At 56.9% G+C, this 20573-nt stretch carries 18 protein-coding genes; 11 read left to right on the top strand and 7 right to left on the bottom strand.

Going from position 1 to position 20573, the window contains the following annotated elements; all coding sequences use genetic code 11:
• Position 1 precedes the first annotated feature (1 nt).
• The 4 genes from sirB2 to hemA are packed head-to-tail and all read right to left on the bottom strand — an operon-like array spanning position 2 to position 3611.
• Positions 2-394 carry an invasion regulator SirB2 gene (gene sirB2 / locus ABLV11_RS14885; RefSeq protein ID WP_004103148.1) on the bottom strand — a complete coding sequence of 131 codons (393 nt, stop codon included), beginning with the start codon at positions 392-394 and terminating at the stop codon, positions 2-4.
• Positions 391-1230: a peptide chain release factor N(5)-glutamine methyltransferase gene (gene prmC, locus ABLV11_RS14880; protein WP_064344501.1), complete on the bottom strand. Its 840-nt coding sequence runs from the start codon at positions 1228-1230 to the stop codon at positions 391-393. The genes sirB2 and prmC overlap by 4 nt, the downstream gene beginning before the upstream one ends.
• A complete protein-coding gene (gene prfA, locus ABLV11_RS14875; protein WP_004103150.1) occupies positions 1230-2312 on the bottom strand; it encodes a peptide chain release factor 1 in 1083 nt (360 codons plus the stop codon). The genes prmC and prfA overlap by 1 nt, the downstream gene beginning before the upstream one ends.
• A 42-nt stretch (positions 2313-2354) precedes the next feature.
• Complete coding sequence (hemA, locus tag ABLV11_RS14870) at positions 2355-3611, bottom strand: glutamyl-tRNA reductase (RefSeq protein ID WP_348855387.1); 1257 nt, start codon at positions 3609-3611, stop codon at positions 2355-2357.
• A 273-nt stretch (positions 3612-3884) separates the two neighbouring features.
• Between hemA and lolB the strand changes: the two genes are divergently transcribed.
• The 4 genes from lolB (at position 3885) to dauA (ending at position 8402) form a co-directional block, all read left to right on the top strand.
• On the top strand, positions 3885-4496 hold the full coding sequence (gene lolB, locus ABLV11_RS14865; protein WP_004103154.1) for a lipoprotein insertase outer membrane protein LolB: 612 nt from the start codon (positions 3885-3887) through the stop codon (positions 4494-4496).
• Positions 4496-5344: a 4-(cytidine 5'-diphospho)-2-C-methyl-D-erythritol kinase gene (gene ispE / locus ABLV11_RS14860; protein WP_172598533.1), complete on the top strand. Its 849-nt coding sequence runs from the start codon at positions 4496-4498 to the stop codon at positions 5342-5344. Before lolB ends, ispE begins: the two co-directional genes overlap by 1 nt.
• 182 nt (positions 5345-5526) lie before the next feature.
• The gene (gene prs / locus ABLV11_RS14855; protein ID WP_004103157.1) at positions 5527-6474 is read left to right on the top strand and encodes a ribose-phosphate diphosphokinase; all 948 of its coding nucleotides are present in this window, start codon (positions 5527-5529) and stop codon (positions 6472-6474) included.
• 248 nt (positions 6475-6722) lie between these two features.
• A complete protein-coding gene (gene dauA, locus ABLV11_RS14850; protein WP_348855386.1) occupies positions 6723-8402 on the top strand; it encodes a C4-dicarboxylic acid transporter DauA in 1680 nt (559 codons plus the stop codon).
• Here dauA and ABLV11_RS14845 read toward each other — a convergent pair whose 3' ends face one another.
• A complete protein-coding gene (locus ABLV11_RS14845; RefSeq protein WP_016808841.1) occupies positions 8403-9449 on the bottom strand; it encodes a MerR family transcriptional regulator in 1047 nt (348 codons plus the stop codon).
• Between the two features lie 209 nt (positions 9450-9658).
• On the bottom strand, positions 9659-9934 hold the full coding sequence (gene ychH, locus ABLV11_RS14840) for a stress-induced protein YchH (RefSeq protein ID WP_004103160.1): 276 nt from the start codon (positions 9932-9934) through the stop codon (positions 9659-9661).
• Positions 9935-10206: 272 nt separating this feature from the next.
• Here ychH and pth point away from each other — a divergent pair, with 272 nt between their 5' ends.
• Positions 10207-10791, top strand: a complete 585-nt coding sequence (gene pth, locus ABLV11_RS14835; RefSeq protein ID WP_016808842.1) for an aminoacyl-tRNA hydrolase — start codon at positions 10207-10209, stop codon at positions 10789-10791.
• Between the two features lie 117 nt (positions 10792-10908).
• Positions 10909-12003, top strand: coding sequence for a redox-regulated ATPase YchF (gene ychF, locus ABLV11_RS14830; protein WP_004103162.1), 1095 nt, complete (start codon positions 10909-10911; stop codon positions 12001-12003).
• Between the two features lie 71 nt (positions 12004-12074).
• On the opposite strand, the gene ABLV11_RS14825 is transcribed toward ychF, so the two are convergent.
• Complete coding sequence (locus tag ABLV11_RS14825) at positions 12075-13859, bottom strand: sigma-54-dependent Fis family transcriptional regulator (RefSeq protein ID WP_004103163.1); 1785 nt, start codon at positions 13857-13859, stop codon at positions 12075-12077.
• Positions 13860-14349: 490 nt separating this feature from the next.
• On the opposite strand from ABLV11_RS14825, the gene ygeW reads away from it, so the two are divergent.
• The 5 genes from ygeW (at position 14350) to arcC (ending at position 20474) form a co-directional block, all read left to right on the top strand.
• Positions 14350-15537, top strand: a complete 1188-nt coding sequence (ygeW, locus tag ABLV11_RS14820) for a knotted carbamoyltransferase YgeW (protein WP_004103164.1) — start codon at positions 14350-14352, stop codon at positions 15535-15537.
• A 61-nt stretch (positions 15538-15598) separates the two neighbouring features.
• Positions 15599-16798, top strand: coding sequence for a diaminopropionate ammonia-lyase (gene dpaL, locus ABLV11_RS14815; RefSeq protein WP_017145668.1), 1200 nt, complete (start codon positions 15599-15601; stop codon positions 16796-16798).
• Positions 16799-16860: 62 nt separating this feature from the next.
• Positions 16861-18072 (top strand): YgeY family selenium metabolism-linked hydrolase, encoded by a 1212-nt coding sequence (locus ABLV11_RS14810; RefSeq protein ID WP_004113674.1) that lies wholly within the window; start codon positions 16861-16863, stop codon positions 18070-18072.
• Positions 18073-18122: 50 nt separating this feature from the next.
• The gene (hydA, locus tag ABLV11_RS14805; RefSeq protein ID WP_004113675.1) at positions 18123-19529 is read left to right on the top strand and encodes a dihydropyrimidinase; all 1407 of its coding nucleotides are present in this window, start codon (positions 18123-18125) and stop codon (positions 19527-19529) included.
• A 12-nt stretch (positions 19530-19541) separates the two neighbouring features.
• Positions 19542-20474 (top strand): carbamate kinase, encoded by a 933-nt coding sequence (gene arcC / locus ABLV11_RS14800; protein ID WP_126489257.1) that lies wholly within the window; start codon positions 19542-19544, stop codon positions 20472-20474.
• The last annotated feature ends 99 nt before the right edge of the window (positions 20475-20573 follow it).

Raw genomic sequence — 20573 nt, 5'->3', positions numbered from 1 at the left:
CTTACCCCAGTAACGGTGTTCTTGTGATGGCGAGTTGAATAATGATAAACAACACCACCAGGGCCAGCAGAAAGGCGACAAACCGGCTCTGCTGACTGCGCGGACGACGACGGCCCAGCGCGATAAATCCCAATGCGATATAAATGATAACGCCAAACAGCTTCTCAGTCAGCCATGTACCCTCTTCGGTAAACGGCAGATAGTGCGTTATTGCCATTAATCCGGCGCCGCTGAGAAACAGCAGCGTATCGCTGCAGTGCGGCGCGATGCGAACCCAGCGCTGGTCGAGCCGGCGATTGCCGCTCCAGTGCCACCAGTAGCGCAGGACAAACAGGCTGACCGAGACCACCACGCAGGCGATATGCAGATACAGGACAGCGTTAAACAGATTCATACGCCTCCCTGATATTGCCCGAGCGTCAGGCGCTCGTTGTCGCCGTAGTCGCGGCAGGTAGCAATATTGCCATAACCCGCCTCGCGAAAGATTGCGCGCACCGCTTCCCCCTGCTTCCAGCCGTGTTCCAGCAGCATCAAACCGCCGGGAGTCAGGAAGCGGCGGCCTTCGCGAATGATGTAAGCCAGATCGGCGAGACCGCCATCGGCGGCGACCAGCGCCGTTTTTGGCTCAAAGCGCACATCGCCCTGCGCAAGATGCGGGTCGGTTTCATCAATATAGGGTGGATTACTGACGATGATGTCGAACGGCTGTGCGGCGAGCGCACTATACCAGTGGCTTTGCAGCACGGTAACATTCTTGATGGCGAGGTGCTCAACGTTACGCGCCGCCAGCGCAACCGCATCGGGCATAAAGTCAACGGCGGTGACGTGGCAATCGGGGCGTTCGCTGGCCAGCGCCAGAGCGATAGCGCCGGTGCCGGTACCGAGATCGAGAATGCGGCACGGCTTGCCGGGTAACCGCATCAGCGTCTGCTCAACAAGGCATTCGGTATCCGGACGCGGGATCAGCGTGGCCGGAGAAACAAACAGCGGCAGCGACCAGAATTCGCGCTGGCCCACCAGGTGAGCCACCGGCTCGCCCCGTGCGCGACGGCTCAGCAGCGTTTCCAGCTCGACGGCCTGCTCCGCCGTCAGCGCCGTTTCGCCAAAGGCGAGAATATAGGTCCGCGCTTTGCCGGTCACGTGACCCAGCAGGATTTCGGCATCCCGGCGCGGGCTTTCACTTTGGCTCAGACGAGCGATGGCCTGCGTCAGCCACAGCTGAAAAGTCATCATTCCTGCTCGGAAAGGGCTGCCAGCTGATCGGCCTGATACTCCTGAACGATCGGCTCAATCAGCATATCCAGCTTGCCTTCCATCGCTTCATCCAGACGGTAAAGCGTCAGGTTGATGCGGTGATCGGTCACGCGGCCCTGCGGATAGTTATAGGTACGGTTACGATCGCTGCGATCGCCGCTGCCCAGCAGGTTACGGCGCTCGGAGGCTTCCGCCTGCTGGCGTCTGGAGACTTCCGCGGCGCGGATACGCGCGCCAAGCACCGATAGCGCTTTGGCTTTGTTTTTATGCTGGGAACGTTCGTCCTGGCATTCGACAACAATGCCGGTCGGCAGGTGGGTAATACGAATTGCCGAGTCGGTGGTGTTAACGTGCTGACCGCCCGCGCCGGAGGAGCGGAAGGTATCGATGCGCAGGTCGCTCGGGTTGATATCCGGCATTTCGGCTTCCGGGAGCTCTGGCATCACCGCCACGGTGCAGGCGGAGGTGTGGATACGCCCCTGGGATTCGGTGGCCGGGACGCGCTGAACGCGATGGCCGCCGGATTCGAACTTCAGTCGCCCATAGACGCCGTCGCCGCTGATTTTGGCAATCACCTCTTTGAAGCCGCCGTGCTCGCCTTCGTTGGCGCTCATGATTTCCACGCGCCAGCGGCGTGATTCCGCGTAACGGCTATACATACGGAACAGATCGCCCGCGAACAGCGCCGCTTCATCACCGCCGGTGCCGGCGCGAACTTCAACAAACGCGTTACGCTCGTCGTCCGGATCTTTTGGCAACAGCAGAACCTGCAGCTGCTGCTCCATCTGCTCACCCTTTTCTTTCGCTTCGCGCAGCTCTTCCTGCGCCATTTCGCGCATCTCCGGATCGTCGAGCATCATCTGCGCGGCTTCAATATCATCCTGCAGCTGACGCCAGTCGGTATAGCAGCGCGCGACGTCGCTCAGCTGCGCGTATTCGCGCGACAACGCGCGAAATTTATCCTGATCGGCGATGGTTGCGGCATCGCCGAGGAGCGCCTGAACTTCCTCATGGCGTTCATAGAGGGCTTCCAGTTTGGCAACAATAGAAGGCTTCATAGGCGTAAATTCACCCTGTCCTAAAAAAGAGATAAAGGTGCGCTATTCCAGCCCGAGGCTGTTGCGCAGAATATGCAGGCGTTCATCATCCCCGTCACGGGCGGCCTGCTGAAGAGATTTGGTTGGCGAGTGGATCAGGCGGTTAGTGAGCTTGCGCGCCAGATCCTGCATGATTTCCTGCGCATCGCCGCCCTGATTGAGCGCTGCCAGCGCTTTCGCCGTCAGCTCCTCGCGGACCTGCTCGGCCTGGGAACGATATTCGCGGATGGTCTCGCTGGCGCTCTGGGCGCGTAGCCAGGCCATAAACTCGCTGGCTTCCTGCTCAACAATGGTTTCCGCCTGCACCGCCGCGGCTTTACGCTGCGCCAGATTGTGCTGAATGATGTTTTGCAGATCGTCCACGCTGTAAAGATAGGCGTTCGCCAGCTTGCCAACCTCCGGTTCGACATCGCGCGGAACGGCGATATCCACCAGCAGCATCGGCTGATTGCGGCGCGCCTTCAGCGCGCGCTCCACCATCCCCTTGCCGATAATCGGCAGCGTGCTGGCGGTAGAACTGATGATGATATCGGCCTCTTTCAGCCGCTCGTCGATATCGCTCAGCGCGATCACCTCCGCGCCGACTTCATCGGCCAGCGCCTGAGCGCGCTCGCGGGTGCGGTTGGCAATCACCATCTTGCGGACTTTATGCTCGCGCAGATGGCGAGCCACCAGTTCGATAGTCTCACCGGCGCCGACCAGCAGCACGGTCACGCTGGAGAGTGATTCGAAGATTTGCCGCGCCAGAGTACAGGCAGCGAACGCCACGGAGACCGCGCTGGCGCCGATATCGGTTTCGGTGCGCACCCGTTTGGCCACTGAGAACGACTTCTGGAACATGCGCTCCAGTTCACTGACGTTCAGGTGCCCACGGCTGGAATCCGCAAAGGCTTTTTTCACCTGCCCGAGGATCTGCGGCTCGCCCAACACCAGCGAATCAAGACCGCTGGCGACGCGCATCAGGTGACTGACCGCCTCGTTGTCCTGATGCCAGTAGAGGCTTTTACGCAGGTCCTCTTCATTTAAACCGTGGTAGTCGCACAGCCAGCGAATAAGAGCTTCCTGGAGGTTATCCTGCTCTTCGACGCTGAGATAAAGTTCCGTGCGGTTACAGGTCGACAGCACCACTCCGCCCTGCACCATTGGCTGGGCCAGCAAGCTCTCCAGCGCCTGATCGAGCGTATCCGGCGAAAACGTTACGCGTTCTCGCAGCGCTACAGGAGCTGTTTTGTGGTTAATGCCAAGAGCTAAAAGGGTCATTGTGAGGGAGTAGTACCAGCGTTGCTAAGGTTAGTCTGCAGGCATCATACAGGATGCGCGTAATCAATAAAAGAGAGGCTCCCCTTTTGGAGTAATAGCTAATCTGTAATAGCCATTAACGGTAATTTTTTGATTTCAGACAACTTGAACGTAGACGCTACCGCCCGGCAACGCTAGCATTAATGGTTATAATTGTAACCCGCTACACAAATCGGCCACCTGTTTCTCTCATCCGCCGCATTTCACTGTAGACATCAAGGATTTGTCATCATTATGAATCGACTGTTCCGCCTGTTGCCGCTGGCAAGCCTCGTTCTGACCGCCTGTGCGATTAATGCTCCGAAAGGGCCGGGTAAAAGCCCGGATTCTCCACAGTGGCGTCAGCACCAGCAAGATGTCCGCAATCTTAATCAGTTCCAGACGCGCGGCGCTTTTGCTTATCTTTCTGATGAGCAAAAAGTCTATGCCCGCTTCTTCTGGCAGCAGACGGGCCAGGACCGCTACCGCCTGCTGCTGACTAACCCGCTCGGCAGCACCGAACTGTCGTTAACCGCCCAGCCGGGCAACGTGCAGCTGATTGACAATAAAGGCCAGACTTACACGGCGACCGACGCCGAAGAGATGATTGGCCGCCTGACCGGCATGCCGATTCCGCTCAATAGCCTGCGGCAGTGGATCATTGGCCTGCCGGGCGAGGCCACCGACTACTCGCTTGATGACCAGTATCGCCTGCGCGAGCTGAACTACACGCAAAACGGCAAAACCTGGCACGTCACCTGGGGCGGCTACACCTCAGACACCAAACCTTCGCTACCGGCCAATATGGAACTTAACGACGGCAGTCAGCGCATCAAGCTGAAAATGGATAACTGGATTGTGAAATGATGACCCGCTGGCCCTCTCCCGCAAAACTAAATCTGTTTTTATACATTACCGGGCAGCGCGCCGACGGTTACCACACGCTGCAGACGCTTTTTCAGTTTCTGGATTATGGCGACACGCTGACGATTAAACCGCGCGACGATGGCCAACTGCGTCTGCTAACGCCGGTTGACGGCGTACCGGATGAAGAGAATCTGATTATTCGCGCGGCCAGGCTGTTAATGCAGGCCGCAGCGCAGGACGGGAAGCTTCCTGCAGGCAGCGGCGCCGATATCAGCATTGATAAGGTGCTGCCGATGGGCGGCGGCCTCGGCGGCGGCTCGTCCAACGCGGCCACCGTACTGGTGGCGCTGAATCACTTGTGGGGCTGTAATCTTCCGGAAGATGAGCTGGCGGCGTTGGGTCTGCAGCTCGGCGCCGACGTGCCGGTGTTCGTTCGCGGCCATGCGGCCTTTGCTGAAGGCATCGGGGAAATTCTCACCCCGGCCGAACCGGAGGAAAAATGGTATCTGGTGGCGCATCCGGGGGTCAGCATTCCAACGCCGATCATTTTTCGCGATCCGGAACTTCCGCGCAATACCCCGGCCAGGTCAATTAATACGTTATTAAAATGTAAATTCGGCAATGATTGCGAGGTTATCGCAAGAAAACGTTTTCGTGAGGTTGATGCGGCGCTTTCCTGGCTGTTAGAATATGCGCCGTCGCGCCTGACTGGCACCGGTGCATGTGTATTTGCTGAATTTGACACTGAATCCGCCGCTCGTCAGGTGCTTGAAAAAGCCCCGGCATGGCTGCATGGCTTCGTGGCGCGAGGTGTTAACATCTCTCCGCTCAAGCAGGCGCTGCGCTAAGTTCTGCTTATTATAGCAAATCTGGCGAAAACGCCGGGGAAACTGAGTTACGGTGACAACGTCACCCTGTTCCAGACGTTGCATCGGGCTCTTTAAATACACCGCCTGGATGAAATCGTGCCCACCCGCACAGTTTTTGGCCCATTTCATCCACCACTGGACGCATGCCTGAGGTTCTTCTCGTGCCTGATATGAAGCTTTTTGCTGGTAACGCCACCCCGGAACTAGCACAACGTATTGCCAACCGCCTGTACACTTCTCTTGGCGACGCCGCTGTAGGTCGTTTTAGCGACGGCGAAGTCAGCGTACAAATCAATGAAAACGTACGCGGTGGTGATATTTTCATCATCCAGTCCACTTGTGCTCCCACCAACGACAACCTCATGGAACTGGTTGTTATGGTTGATGCTCTGCGTCGTGCTTCGGCAGGTCGTATCACCGCTGTTATCCCCTACTTCGGTTATGCTCGCCAGGACCGTCGTGTTCGTTCTGCTCGTGTTCCTATCACCGCGAAAGTGGTTGCTGATTTCCTGTCAAGCGTCGGCGTTGACCGCGTTCTGACCGTTGACCTGCACGCAGAACAAATTCAGGGCTTCTTTGACGTTCCGGTGGATAACGTATTCGGCAGCCCGATCCTGCTGGAAGATATGCTGCAGCTGAACCTGGATAACCCTATCGTGGTTTCTCCGGACATCGGCGGCGTGGTTCGCGCTCGCGCTATCGCCAAGCTGCTGAACGATACCGATATGGCTATCATCGACAAACGCCGTCCGCGCGCTAACGTTTCTCAGGTGATGCACATCATCGGTGACGTCGCTGGTCGTGACTGCGTGATGGTTGACGATATGATCGATACCGGCGGCACCCTGTGTAAGGCCGCAGAAGCGCTGAAAGAGCGCGGTGCTAAACGCGTATTCGCCTACGCAACGCACCCGATCTTCTCCGGCAACGCCATCCAGAACATCAAAAACTCTGTGATTGACGAATTCGTCGTCTGCGATACCATTCCGCTGACGCCGGAAATCAAAGCGCTGGAAAAGGTACGTACTCTGACGCTGTCTGGTATGCTGGCCGAAGCGATTCGTCGTATCAGCAACGAAGAATCTATCTCTGCTATGTTCGAACATTAATCGAGCCCGGCACAAAAACCCGCTGCGGCGGGTTTTTTTGTCTCTGAACCTTTTATTCTTCCACAATATCATTCGGCATGCGTCAAGGCGGCAAGTGAATGAATCCCGGGAGCGTACCGGCAGTACGTGATCGAGGTAAATGAACGCAGCCAGCAGAGAGGCATCCGAAGGATGACGTGGATATGACCAATGCCTCCTTCACCTGCCATTTAGTTGACAGATGATGCGCTCATGGATGAAACATTATTGTGAACAGATTATTTTCCTCACATGTGATGCCTTTCCGCGCCCTCATCGACGCTTGTTGGAAAGAAAAATATACCGCTTCGCGGTTTACCCGTGATGCGATCGCCGGGATTACCGTCGGGATTATCGCTATCCCGCTGGCGATGGCGCTGGCAATTGGCAGCGGCGTGGCGCCGCAGTACGGTCTCTACACTTCTGCTGTGGCGGGGATCGTGATTGCGTTAACCGGCGGCTCGCGCTTCAGCGTTTCCGGGCCAACCGCCGCTTTTGTGGTCATTCTCTACCCGGTCTCGCAGCAGTTCGGCCTTGCGGGACTGCTGGTTGCAACTTTGATGTCTGGGATCTTCCTGATTCTTTTCGGCCTGGCACGCTTTGGCCGGCTGATTGAATATATCCCGCTATCGGTTACCCTCGGCTTCACCTCCGGGATCGGTATCACCATTGGTACCATGCAGATTAAAGATTTTCTCGGTCTGCAGATGGCGCACGTGCCTGAACATTATCTGCAGAAAGTCGGCGCGCTGGTTATGGCGCTGCCGACGATTAATCCCGGCGATGCCGCCATCGGTATTGTCACGCTGGGCACGCTGATTATCTGGCCTCGCCTGGGTATTCGTCTGCCGGGCCACCTGCCGGCGCTGCTGGCAGGCTGCGCGGTCATGGGCGTGGTTAATCTGCTCGGCGGCAGCGTCGCCACCATCGGCTCTCAGTTCCACTATATTCTCGCCGACGGCAGTCAGGGCAACGGTATTCCGCAGCTGCTGCCGCAACTGGTGCTGCCGTGGGATATGCCCGGTTCGGAGTTCACGCTTAGCTGGTCCTCGCTGCGGGCGCTGCTGCCGGCGGCGTTTTCCATGGCCATGCTCGGGGCGATCGAGTCCCTGCTGTGCGCCGTAGTGCTGGACGGCATGACCGGCACCAAACATAAGGCCAATAGCGAGCTCATTGGCCAGGGGCTGGGCAATATCGTCGCTCCGTTCTTCGGCGGCATTACCGCCACCGCCGCCATCGCCCGCTCGGCGGCCAACGTCCGCGCCGGGGCGACTTCGCCGATTTCCGCCGTGATCCACGCGCTGCTGGTCATTATGGCGCTGCTGATCCTCGCTCCCCTGCTCTCCTGGCTGCCGCTTTCCGCTATGGCGGCACTGCTGCTGATAGTGGCATGGAATATGAGCGAAGCGCACAAGGTTGTTAACCTGCTGCGCTATGCGCCAAAAGACGACATTATCGTCATGCTGATGTGCATGTCGCTGACCGTACTGTTTGATATGGTCATCGCAATCAGCGTCGGTATTGTGCTGGCCTCCCTGCTGTTTATGCGCCGGATCGCGCGTATGACCCGCCTCGCGCCGGTTAACGTCGAAGTTCCTGACGACGTGCTGGTGCTGCGCGTGATTGGCCCGCTATTTTTCGCCGCTGCGGAAGGGCTATTTACCGACCTCGAAACCAGAGTGGAAGGTAAGCGTATCGTGGTGCTGAAATGGGATGCGGTGCCGGTGCTGGATGCCGGCGGGCTGGATGCCTTCCAGCGCTTCGTGAATAAGCTGCCGGAAGGCTGTGAACTGCGCGTGTCGAATCTGGAGTTTCAGCCGTTGCGCACGCTGGCGCGCGCCGGCGTTAAACCCATTCCGGGCCGTCTGAGCTTCTACCCGGACCGCAACGCCGCGCTGGCGGATATTTAATTATTCGGCGGCAGGCCCCTGCGCCTGCCGCATCATCACGCCAATCGCCTGCTGAAGCCAGCTGAGCACCTCCGAAGTCATCCACGTTCCCTTCATCAAATGCGGCTCCTGCTCCATGGCATAGCGAAACTTCTGCTGCGTCTGCGCATCCTTACCCGCGTAAGACTGGAACAGCGCCAGCCAGCGCTGCGCCAGCTGCTGACCTTCCGGGGAGGCCGGGTCTCGCTTCTCACGACAGGCCCGATGCAGGTCGGCCACCAGCGCCGGCCACTCCATCAGGCGATCGAAATAGTGCTGCCGGGTAAAGGCCAGCTCTTCGGCGTTCAGATAGCGCGCCCAGATGGCCAGCTTGCTTTCGGCAAAAGCACGGGTAATGAAATCAATCATCTCCGGCGTCACCCCGGTTTGTTCACGCATCTGCGGTTCGGCGGCGTGCATCTCATTCAGGCGAGTCAGAAACTCCGGCCTGCCGGCGGTATCCTGCTCCAGCTGCTCCATCCAGCGGGTTGCCAGCGCAATCGCCCGCGGCTCATCTGCCGGGCAGCGTTCGCCCATGAGCTGCTGCGCTTCCCCCACCAACTCCAGCCATGTCTGGTTACGCTGCTCATCCTGCTCCGCAAACGGCAGCACCTGTAATTCCTGTTGACTAAACCAGCGATCGTACATTTTCATCAGCTCCAGCGTTTGTACCCAGGACTCAAGATCGGGCTCGCCTCCGCTGTCCAGCTCTTCGCGCAGCAGCGCCAGGCGCTGGCGCAGCGTTGAGAGAGTTTGCAGCTGTCGGTCGAGGGTGGCGATCTGCTTGACCAGCAGATCGGACAGCGAGAAGGCGTCCCGGTCGAGATAGTCCTTAATTGTGGCGAGTTCCAGCCCGGCCTGCGCCAGCGCTTTAATCATATGCAGCCGCTGCACGGCCGCCAGATTATATAACCGGTAACCCGCCGCGCTTCTGGCCGAAGGCGTCAGCAATCCCGTTTGTTCATAGTGATGTAACGTGCGGACGGTCATTCCGGCGCGCTTCGCCAGTTCTCCCACCTGAATTAACATGACGGCTCCTTTCGTATACCAGTGGCACGACTCTGCTGCCTGACGTGACGTCAGGGTCAAGCGCTAAATACGGGGAGGGTATTAAGCAGACTATGCCGAAGAAGCACAATGAGAGAAATAAGGAATTGAGACGACAGCAGAAAGACAGCCTGACCAGGCCGCATGAAAACGCACCAGCCGTTGACAACGGCTGGTGGTAAAGAATTCACTCAGCTGTGGCGATGCTGATCGCGGCGGCAGCGTTTATCGTAGTGGCGAACCCACCAGTATCTGTCGCTGACCTGTTCATGACCGCCGATACGCGCGCCCGCCAGCCACAGTACCGCGCCGACAAAGATACTTAATATCGCGCCGTGTGCGAAAAACTGCGGCAGGTCAAGCTGCGGAAGCTGGTTTAAAATGGAATAACCAACGCCGACAACCATGACGACCAACCCCAACCCCATCAGCACATTACCGAGTAACGAAGCGTTTCTGCGTTTCATATGTCACCTCCGGAACCTTGGGTTGCATGGGAATATCCCCAAATCTTATAGGTGTAGTATAGACAATAGCCAATATAGCGATTGCGTGGACGATCACATAAGCGAACATCTTGCCAACAAAAGTTTACAAATAACCTACTGAACAACATCAAATTCTAATTGTTCAAAGCCGTGATTATCCGTTCCGGCCGCGCTTCGCTGGCAGAATTTTGTCAACCGCGCGTGCAGACAGTACACTACGCGCCAGAGAACGATCCAAGCAGGATAAAAAAGTGAGCATAAAACTGATTGTCGGCCTGGCGAACCCCGGCGCTGAATACGCAGCGACCCGACATAACGCCGGTGCCTGGTACGTGGATTTATTGGCAGAACGCTACCGCGCGCCGCTGCGCGAAGAGAGCAAATTCTTCGGCTACACCTCGCGGATTAACCTTGCGGGCGAGGATGTTCGCCTGCTGGTCCCAACGACCTTTATGAACCTGAGCGGTAAAGCCGTCGGCGCGATGGCGACCTTTTTTCGCATTAACCCGGATGAAATCCTGGTCGCCCACGATGAGCTCGACTTACCGCCTGGCGTCGCTAAGTTCAAGCTGGGCGGCGGCCACGGCGGCCATAATGGCCTGAAAGACATCATTAGCAAGCTGGGCAATAACCCGAACTTTCACCGCTTACGCGTGGGAATCGGCCATCCGGGCGATAAAAATAAAGTTGTCGGTTTTGTGCTGGGCAAGCCGCCCGCCAGCGAGCAGAAGCTGATTGATGAGGCCGTTGACGAAGCGGCGCGCTGCACCGAAGTGTGGATGAAGGATGGCCTGACCAAAGCGACCAACCGTTTACACGCTTTTAAAGCGCAATAACCGGTCGGCGTGCGGAATTTTTGTCACGCACCGTGTATAATAGGCGAAGTTATTAACTTTTCTACAATCTGTTCACTGTAACAGGTTGATTATCCAAAGATTAAGGTGATTTAAATCATGGGATTCAAATGCGGTATCGTCGGTTTGCCCAACGTCGGCAAATCCACCCTGTTCAATGCGCTCACCAAAGCGGGTATTGAAGCGGCCAACTTCCCCTTCTGTACCATTGAGCCGAACACTGGTGTCGTGCCGATGCCCGATCCGCGTCTGGACAAACTGGCTGAAATCGTTAAACCGCAGCGTATTCTGCCGACCACGATGGAATTCGTTGATATCGCGGGCCTGGTCAAAGGCGCCTCCAAAGGCGAAGGCCTGGGCAACCAGTTTCTGACCAACATCCGCGAAACCGAAGCTATCGGTCACGTGGTGCGCTGTTTCGAAAACGACAACATTATCCACGTTAACAATAAAGTGGACCCGGCTGACGATATTGAAGTGATCAATACCGAACTGGCGCTCTCCGACCTGGATACCTGCGAACGCGCCATCCATCGCGTGCAGAAGAAAGCCAAAGGCGGCGATAAAGACGCGAAAGCCGAGCTGGCGGCGCTGGAAAAATGCCTGCCGCACCTTGAGAATGCCGGTATGCTGCGTTCGTTGAAAAATCTGACCGACGAAGACAAAGCGGCGATTAAATACCTGAGCTTCCTGACCCTGAAGCCGACCATGTATATCGCCAACGTCAACGAAGACGGCTTTGAGAACAATCCTTATCTCGATAAAGTCCGCGAAATCGCCGCTGCCGAAGGTTCGGTGGTCGTCGCCGTTTGCGCCGCCGTTGAGTCCGATATCGCCGAGCTGGACGATGCCGACCGCGATGAGTTTATGGCCGAACTGGGTCTTGAAGAGCCTGGCCTGAACCGCGTTATCCGCGCCGGTTACGAACTGCTGAACCTGCAGACCTACTTCACCGCAGGCGTGAAGGAAGTTCGCGCGTGGACTATCCCGGTCGGCGCAACGGCTCCGCAGGCCGCAGGTAAAATCCACACCGATTTCGAAAAGGGCTTTATCCGCGCGCAGACCATCGCCTATGAAGACTTTATTACCTACAAAGGCGAACAGGGTGCCAAAGAAGCCGGGAAAATGCGCGCTGAAGGTAAAGACTACATCGTAAAAGATGGCGATGTGATGAACTTCCTGTTCAACGTTTAAGCCTTTCTGCGCTCTGAGACCAGTCATAAAATCCACGCTCTCGCGTGGATTTTTTATTGACGCCGTTCCCGTCAGTTCTGACCCGCCGCCAGCGAATATTTCTTTATTTTGCGATACAGCGTGGCGATGCCGATACCCAGCTCGTCCGCTGCCTGCTTTTTATTACTGTAGCGAGAGAGGGCGTCACGGATCATCTGCCGCTCCATCTCTTCCAGCGCCGTTACGTTTTCCTCCTGGGCGATGGTCGCTGCCGCTGAAACAGGCGCTGTCGGCTGGCTCGCCAGTTCACCGCTGCTCAATAGATTGGGCGGCAGGAGGGACATATCGATAATCTCGCCCGAGGGCACCACGTTGACCAGGTACTCCATCAAATTGCTGAGTTCGCGAATATTGCCCGGCCAGCGGTAGCGTTTGAGGAAATCGATCACATCCTGCGCGACGCCGGGGTAAACCAGGTTGAGCCGACCGGTATGCAAATGCAGAAAATAGTGAATCAGTAGCTCAATGTCGTCCTGGCGTTCGCGTAGCGGCGGCAGACGCAGCGGGATGACGTTCAGGCGGTAGTAGAGATCTTCGCGGAACTTCCCTTCCGCAATGTACTGGTCAAGGTTTTGATTGGTTGCGGAAATAATGCGGATATCGACCTGAACCGGATGGCTGGCGCCTACCGGCTGAATCTCTCGTGATTCGATGGCCCGCAGCAGCTTGGCCTGCAGGGTGAGCGGCATATCGCCAATTTCATCCAGGAATAGCGTTCCGCTGTTGGCCGCCTGAATCAGGCCGGTCTTACCGTTAGCCGATGCGCCGGTAAACGCCCCCTTCACGTAGCCGAACAGTTCACTCTCCAGTAGCTGCTCGGGGATGGCGGCGCAGTTAATGGCGATAAAGGGCTTCGTGTGGCGGTCGCTGAGCTTGTGGATAGCGCGGGCAACAACCTCTTTCCCGGTCCCGCTCTCGCCGGCTATCATCACGCTGGATGGGCTCGGCGCCACGCGGCTGATGAGCTTTTTCAACTGCCGCATAGGCCGACACTCGCCAACCATCGCTTCAATTTGCGGCCCTTCCTGCCCGCAGCTGAAATCGCCAGAAGAGTGCGACTGGTGAAAGGCCATTAAAAACAGCCATTGATCCTGCACCGCGTGCAGCTGGCCGATAATGAGCTCCTTGCGATCGTCAAAGGAGATAATGTGCTGCATATGGCCGTGCTTGAAATTATCTTCGAAGGTCAAAGGCTGAAACTGGATGGACTTGCCAATAACGTGGCCCTGCGTCACGCTCATTATTTTCAGCGCGGCCTGGTTGGCAAATTTAACTTTTTGATCGTTGCCTACCACCAGCACGCCCTGGTCCATATTTTCAATCATGGTTAAAAATATTTTGTGGATATTATCGCCAACCGCCCGTTCCTGTAAAAAGCGAGAAACGAATATGCTGGAGACGTGGCGAACGTAATCTGAAAATTCCTGAATGTTCTCATTAATACGTTCCTGCTGCTCGCGGGTTAGCGCCACCAGGCTAATAACGCCAACGCAGCGGTCGTGATACATCACCGGAGTGCCGAGGAACGCTTTCTCTTCGCACTTGTCCTTATTGTTACAATCTTTGCAGAGAGGATCGAAGCGGGAATGGGTGACGACCTTTTCGCTCTGTGTTTCAATAATGTAACGAAGAAGCCGTGAATTTGAATTTAATTTATAGCCAATCTGCTTACTATAAGCCCCGGTTCCCGCAACGCGGTATAATTCGTTATCGACAATCTCAACCTCCAACTGTAGTACGCTGGACAACATCCTTGCAAACTTCTGAATTGTAGGCTGAATCTGCATTAAAATGGAAGGTGCTTTGGACGGTATCATGTATATCGGCCTTCTATTATTGCTCACCTGATCGGCATCGAGCGAGGCGGTTTTATTTATCTCTGAAGAATGATACCACTCCCTTTAGCAGCGAGCATTGATATAGATAGGGCCGATCCCCCCACCTTATCTTAAATATGCAATAGCTATCACAGTTCCTTATCAATATGATAAATTCACAGCGGATTTTATCATATTGGCGCAGTGTAAAGATGATAATCGTATTATTCACTGCGCCCTCCCTTGCCTGTACTGCTGGAATTGACGCCAGTGGCACAAATGTCAGCGTTTCCCTGCCGGAGAAACACGCCTGAATTCGTGACCGAGTTAGCATAATCTCAACCATTCAATTTTGACCGTCGCCTCTTGCGGAGGATTTGGCACGCTTATTGTTAGTGATTATACAGCGCTGGCAGTCGCTAATTCGGCAACTCTGCATATCCGACCGCACAGCAATCATTAAGCCGTCATTCACGACCAGGATTGAAACATGAAAACTGTTAACGAACTGATTAAGGATATCAATAAACTTAACTCTCATCTCAGTGAGAAAGACTTTTTGCTGACCTGGGAGCAATCGCCGGATGAGCTGAAGCAGGTGCTGGATGTTGCCGCCGCGCTGAAAACCCTGCGCGATGAAAATATCGCCACCAAAGTGTTTAACAGCGGATTAGGTATTTCCGTATTCCGCGATAACTCAACCCGCACCCGTTTCTCCTATGCCTCCGCGCTCAACCTGTTAGGTCTGGCCCAGCAGGATCTGGATGAGGGAAAATCGCAAATTGCCCACGGCGAAACGGTCCGTGAAACCGCCAACATGATCTCCTTCTGCGCCGATGCCATCGGCATCCGCGATGACATGTTCCTTGGCGCGGGCAATGCCTACATGCGTGAGGTAGGCGAAGCGCTGGATGACGGCCACAAGCAGGGCGTCCTGCCGCAGCGTCCGGCGCTGATCAATCTGCAGTGCGATATCGACCACCCGACGCAATCCATGGCCGATCTCGCCTGGCTGCGCGAGCACTTCGGTTCGCTGGAGAACCTGAAGGGCAAGAAAATCGCTATGACCTGGGCCTATTCGCCGAGCTATGGCAAACCGCTCTCGGTACCGCAGGGCATTATCGGCCTGATGACCCGCTTCGGAATGGACGTTACCCTCGCCCACCCGGAAGGTTACGACCTGATCCCGGACGTTATTGAAGTGGCAAAAAACAACGCCAAAGCTTCCGGCGGCAGCTTCCGCCAGGTAAACAGCATGGAAGAAGCGTTTAAAGACGCCGATATCGTCTACCCGAAATCCTGGGCGCCGTACAAGGTGATGGAAAAACGCACCGAGCTGCTGCGCGCGAATGACCATGAAGGTCTGAAGGCGCTGGAAAAAGCCTGCCTTGAACAGAACGCCGGACATAAAGACTGGCACTGTACGGAAGAGATGATGAAACACACCCGCGACGGCGACGCGCTGTACATGCACTGCCTGCCGGCGGATATCACCGGCGTCTCCTGCGACGCGGGCGAAGTCACCGAGGGCGTCTTCGAGAAGTACCGTATCCCGACCTACAAAGAGGCCAGCTGGAAGCCGTATATCATCGCCGCGATGATCGTGTGCCGCAAATACGCCAATCCGGGCAAGGTGCTGGAGCAGCTGCTCAAGGAAGCACAGAAACGCATCAAATAATCCCCAGGCTGGCCAGCGGGCCAGCCTCATGACTTCGCCCATAAAAGGATAAGGATCGAGTATGTCTGCTTTCTCACTGAAAATGGATATTGCCGAAAACCGTTTTTTCAACGGGGAGACTTCGCCGCTGTTTTCACGCCAGCAGGCGCAGCAGGCTCGCCGCTTTCATCAAAAAATTACCGGCTATAAGCCTACGCCGCTGGTGGCGCTGAACGAGCTTTCCGCCCTGTTTGGCGTGCAAAAAATCCTCGTCAAAGACGAGTCACGACGCTTTGGCCTCAATGCCTTCAAAATGCTCGGTGGCTCTTACGCTATTGCCAGGCTGCTCTGTGAAAAATACCATTTAGATATCAACGATCTCTCCTTCGAAACGCTCAAATCCAGCATTAAAGAGAAGATGACGTTCGCCACCACCACCGATGGCAACCACGGCCGCGGAGTGGCGTGGGCGGCCCGCCAGTTAGGCCAGAACGCCGTTATCTATATGCCTAAAGGTTCCGCACAGGAGCGGGTTGATGCCATTCTGCGCCTCGGCGCCGAGTGTATCGTCACCGACATGAACTACGACGACACCGTCCGCTTTACCATGCAGACCGCGCAGAAAAACGGCTGGGAGGTGGTGCAGGACACCGCGTGGGAAGGCTACACAAAAATTCCGACCTGGATTATGCAGGGCTACGCCACCCTCGCTGATGAAGCGGTAGAACAGCTCTCCTCAATGGGTATCGCTCGTCCGACGCACGTGCTCCTGCAGGGCGGCGTGGGGGCGATGGCGGGCGGCGTGCTGGGCTACCTGGCCGATGTCTACGGCGCGAAGCATCTCCATTCCATTATCGTCGAGCCAGAGCTGGCCGACTGTCTCTACCGCTCTGCCCTGAAGGGCCAGATCGTTAACGTCAGCGGCGATATGGCCACCATTATGGCTGGCCTCGCCTGCGGTGAGCCTAACCCGCTGGGCTGGGAAGTGCTGCGCAACTGCGCCACGCAGTTTGTCTCCTGTCAGGACGCCGTCGCCGCCCTCGGCATGCGGGTGCTGGGAAACCCGACGGGCCAGGATCCTCGCATCATCTCCGGCGAATCCGGCGCCGTCGGTCTCGGCCTGCTGGCGGCGATTCATTTCCATCCGCAGCGCGAAGCGCTGATGCACAAACTCAAGCTGGATAGCGATTCCGTGGTGCTGGTGATTAGCACCGAGGGTGACACCGACGTTAAGCACTATCGCGAAGTCGTCTGGGAAGGCAAACATCCGGCCGCGCAGTAGCCAACTTATCAAATTCCTCCCGCCCGGCGGGAAACCTGTATTCAGAACTGGAGAACATCCTTATGGCTAAGCAAATTCCGTTCAACGCGATCCTGGAAAAATCAAAACAGTATGAAAAAGAGATGACCCGCTTCCTGCGCGATATGATCGCCATCCCCAGCGAAAGCAGTGATGAGAAGCGCGTGGTGCACCGCATCAAAGAGGAGATGGAGAAAGTCGGGTTCGACAAAGTGGAAATCGATCCGATGGGTAACGTACTGGGCTACATCGGCCACGGCCCGCGTCTGGTCGCCATGGACGCGCACATTGACACCGTCGGCATTGGCAACATCAAAAACTGGAACTTCGACCCGTACGAAGGTATGGAGACCGATGAGCTGATCGGCGGACGCGGCGCGTCTGACCAGGAGGGCGGAATGGCCTCCATGGTTTATGCCGGTAAAATTATCAAAGATCTGGGTCTGGAAGATGAGTATACCCTGCTGGTGACCGGTACCGTTCAGGAGGAGGATTGCGACGGCCTGTGCTGGCAGTACATTATTGAACAGTCCGGCATTCGTCCTGAATTTGTCGTCAGCACCGAACCCACCGACTGCCAGATTTACCGCGGCCAGCGCGGGCGTATGGAGATCCGCGTGGAAGTTCAGGGCGTCAGCTGCCACGGCTCCGCTCCGGAGCGCGGCGATAACGCCATCTTCAAAATGGCCCCTATTCTCACCGAGCTGGAACAACTTTCGCAGAAGCTGGGCTACGACGAGTTCCTCGGCAAAGGCACCCTGACCGTGTCAGAGATTTTCTTCACCTCGCCGAGCCGCTGCGCGGTGGCGGATAGCTGCGCCGTCTCCATTGACCGCCGTCTGACCTGGGGCGAAACCTGGGAAGGCGCGCTGGAAGAGATCCGCGCGCTGCCAGCGGTGAAAAAAGCCGCCGCGGTGGTCTCAATGTACAACTACGAACGCCCCTCCTGGACCGGGCTGGTCTACCCGACCGAATGCTACTTCCCGACCTGGAAAGTGGAAGAGAACCACTTCACCGTCCGCGCCCTGAGTAACGCCTACGAAGGTCTGTTCGGCAAAGCGCCGGTGGTGGATAAGTGGACCTTCTCCACCAACGGCGTGTCAATTATGGGCCGCCACGGCATTCCGGTTATCGGTTTTGGGCCAGGGAAAGAGCCGGAAGCGCACGCGCCAAATGAGAAAACCTGGAAATCGCATCTGGTGACCTGCGCCGCAATGTATGCCGCCATCCCGCTGAGCTGGCTGGCTACGGAGTAATTGTTCGTCCTGTCTGCCGCCGCGCTCTGCGGCGGTATGTTGAGGTTTCTATGCGCGTACTGATTAAAAATGGCCTCGTCGTCAACGCCGACGGACAGGTAAAGCAGGACCTGCTCATTGAAGATGGCCTCGTCAAGCGCCTTGCCGATTCTATTGAGGCAGAACAACCCTGCGAAGTGATTGACGCCGAGGGCTGCTACGTGATGCCCGGCGGCGTCGACGTTCATACTCATTTCAATATTGACGTGGGGCTCGCCCGCAGCTGCGATGATTTTTTTACCGGAACCCGGGCCGCGGCCTGCGGCGGCACCACCACCATTGTTGATCATATGGGCTTTGGCCCCGTCGGCTGTCACCTGCGCCACCAGTTCGAAGTCTATCGCGGCTACGCCGCCTATAAAGCCGTTATCGACTACAGTTTTCACGGCGTTATCCAGCACGTTAACCACGGCATTCTCGACGAGATCCCGATGATGGTGGATAGCGGCATCAGCAGCTTTAAGCTCTATCTGACCTACCAGTACAAACTTAACGATGACGAGTTGCTGCAGGCAATGCGCCACCTGCAGCGCGCCGGCGCGCTGACGACGGTCCATCCGGAAAACGATGCCGCCATCGCCCAGCGCCGGGCGGAATTTATCAACGCCGGTAAAACCGCGCCGCGCTATCACGCCCTGAGCCGCCCGCTGGAGTGCGAGGCGGAAGCCATCGCCCGAACGATCAACCTCGCCAGGCTGGCGGGAAACGCGCCGCTCTATATTGTTCATCTTTCCAACGCCCTGGGCCTGGAGTATCTACGTCTTGCCAGAAGACGCCACCAGCCGGTGTGGGTAGAGACCTGCCCGCAGTATCTGCTGCTCGACGAGCGCTGCTATGAGCGTGAAGATGCGCTTAACTACCTGCTCAGCCCTCCTCTGCGCAACGCCAGTAATAACGATGCGCTATGGCGCGGCATCCATGATGGGGATATTGACACGGTCGCCACCGACCACTGCGCGTTCTCTGCGCAGCAGCGCAGGCAGATCTCCGGCGGCGACTTTAGCCGCTGCCCGAACGGCCTGCCTGGGGTGGAAAACCGGCTGCTGCTGCTGTTCTCGCACGGCGTGATGACCGGGCGCATCACCCCCGAGCGCTTTGTGGCGCTCACCAGCGCCAATCCGGCGAAGCTGTTTGGTCTGTGGCCGCAGAAGGGTCTGCTGGCGCCCGGCGCCGATGGCGACGTGGTTATCATCGATCCACAGCGTACGACCACCATCCGCCATGCCATGCTGCACGACAACGCAGACTATTCACCCTATGAAGGCTTTATCTGCCAGGGCGCGATTCGCCAGACGCTCTCCCACGGCAGAGTGATCTTTGATAACGGCACCTTTACCGGCATCGCCGGACAGGGCCGCTTTTTACGCCGACAACCTTTTTCCACCGCTCACCAGACCGTCAGCGGAACAGAAACGTAATGAGAGGAAGCTATGAGTAAAAAAATTGTTCTCGCTCTCGGCGGGAATGCGCTGGGCGACGATCTCGCCGGACAGATGCGGGCCGTACAGCACACCGCCCGGACGATCGTCGATCTTATCTCCCTTGGCCACCAGGTGGTGGTCACTCACGGCAACGGCCCGCAGGTGGGCATGATTAATCAGGCCTTCGAGGCCGCGGCAAAAACCGAAGCCCACACACCGATGCTACCGATGTCGGTCTGCGTGGCTCTCAGCCAGGGCTACATCGGCTACGACCTGCAGAACGCGATTCGTGAAGAACTGCTCACGCGCCAGCTGGACATTCCGGTGGCCACCCTGATAACCCAGGTGGAAGTGGACGCTAACGATGAGGCTTTTCTTAATCCGACCAAGCCCATCGGCTCATTCTTCAGTAAAGAAGAGGCTGAGAAGCTGAGCCAAAACGGCTACATCATGAAAGAGGATGCCGGGCGCGGCTACCGTCGCGTCGTCGCGTCGCCAAAGCCGGTCGATATTATCGAGAAACAAACGGTAAAAGCGCTGATGGATGACTGCCACGTGGTGATCACCGTCGGCGGCGGCGGCATTCCGGTCATACGCGAAGGGAATCATCTGCGCGGCGCCAGCGCGGTCATCGACAAGGACTGGGCCAGCGCGAAGCTGGCGGAGATGATCGACGCCGATCTGCTGATCATCCTCACCGCCGTAGAGAAGGTGGCGATCAACTTCGGTAAACCTGACGAGCAGTGGCTGGATAACCTCTCCCTGCGCGATGCCGAACGTTTTATCGAAGAAGGACACTTTGCCAAAGGCTCTATGCTGCCAAAAGTGGAAGCCGCCGCCGCCTTTGCCCGCTCAGGCCCGGGGCGCAAGGCGCTGATCACGATACTGAGCAAAGCCAAAGAGGGGATTGAAGGAAAAACGGGCACCATCATAAGCCAATAAGCTGTACACCACGGGTTGCCGGGAACCTCCCGGCAACTCTCCCCTGCTCTTCAGATTGCCACCGCCTCAGCCAGACAATCCGGCTGACAAGATTGCCGC

Source organism: Klebsiella sp. GW_Kp181 (assembly GCF_040062315.1).
GTDB lineage: Bacteria > Pseudomonadota > Gammaproteobacteria > Enterobacterales > Enterobacteriaceae > Klebsiella > Klebsiella oxytoca.
Note: the sequence above shows the minus strand (reverse complement) of the source record. Positions and strands in the feature narration are given on the sequence as shown.

Bases quoted from the DNA above. Each gene is read 5' to 3' on its own strand.
- prfA (WP_004103150.1), bottom strand. From the start codon at position 2,312: ATGAAGCCTTCTATTGTTGCCAAACTGGAAGCCCTCTATGAACGCCAT.
- ychH (WP_004103160.1), bottom strand. From the start codon at position 9,934: ATGAAACGCAGAAACGCTTCGTTACTCGGTAATGTGCTGATGGGGTTG.
- dpaL (WP_017145668.1), top strand. From the start codon at position 15,599: ATGTCTGCTTTCTCACTGAAAATGGATATTGCCGAAAACCGTTTTTTC.
- ygeW (WP_004103164.1), top strand. From the start codon at position 14,350: ATGAAAACTGTTAACGAACTGATTAAGGATATCAATAAACTTAACTCT.
- ychF (WP_004103162.1), top strand. From the start codon at position 10,909: ATGGGATTCAAATGCGGTATCGTCGGTTTGCCCAACGTCGGCAAATCC.
- ABLV11_RS14845 (WP_016808841.1), bottom strand. From the start codon at position 9,449: ATGTTAATTCAGGTGGGAGAACTGGCGAAGCGCGCCGGAATGACCGTC.
- hemA (WP_348855387.1), bottom strand. From the start codon at position 3,611: ATGACCCTTTTAGCTCTTGGCATTAACCACAAAACAGCTCCTGTAGCG.
- hydA (WP_004113675.1), top strand. From the start codon at position 18,123: ATGCGCGTACTGATTAAAAATGGCCTCGTCGTCAACGCCGACGGACAG.
- ABLV11_RS14825 (WP_004103163.1), bottom strand. From the start codon at position 13,859: ATGATACCGTCCAAAGCACCTTCCATTTTAATGCAGATTCAGCCTACA.
- prmC (WP_064344501.1), bottom strand. From the start codon at position 1,230: ATGACTTTTCAGCTGTGGCTGACGCAGGCCATCGCTCGTCTGAGCCAA.
- sirB2 (WP_004103148.1), bottom strand. From the start codon at position 394: ATGAATCTGTTTAACGCTGTCCTGTATCTGCATATCGCCTGCGTGGTG.
- lolB (WP_004103154.1), top strand. From the start codon at position 3,885: ATGAATCGACTGTTCCGCCTGTTGCCGCTGGCAAGCCTCGTTCTGACC.
- ispE (WP_172598533.1), top strand. From the start codon at position 4,496: ATGACCCGCTGGCCCTCTCCCGCAAAACTAAATCTGTTTTTATACATT.
- ABLV11_RS14810 (WP_004113674.1), top strand. From the start codon at position 16,861: ATGGCTAAGCAAATTCCGTTCAACGCGATCCTGGAAAAATCAAAACAG.
- arcC (WP_126489257.1), top strand. From the start codon at position 19,542: ATGAGTAAAAAAATTGTTCTCGCTCTCGGCGGGAATGCGCTGGGCGAC.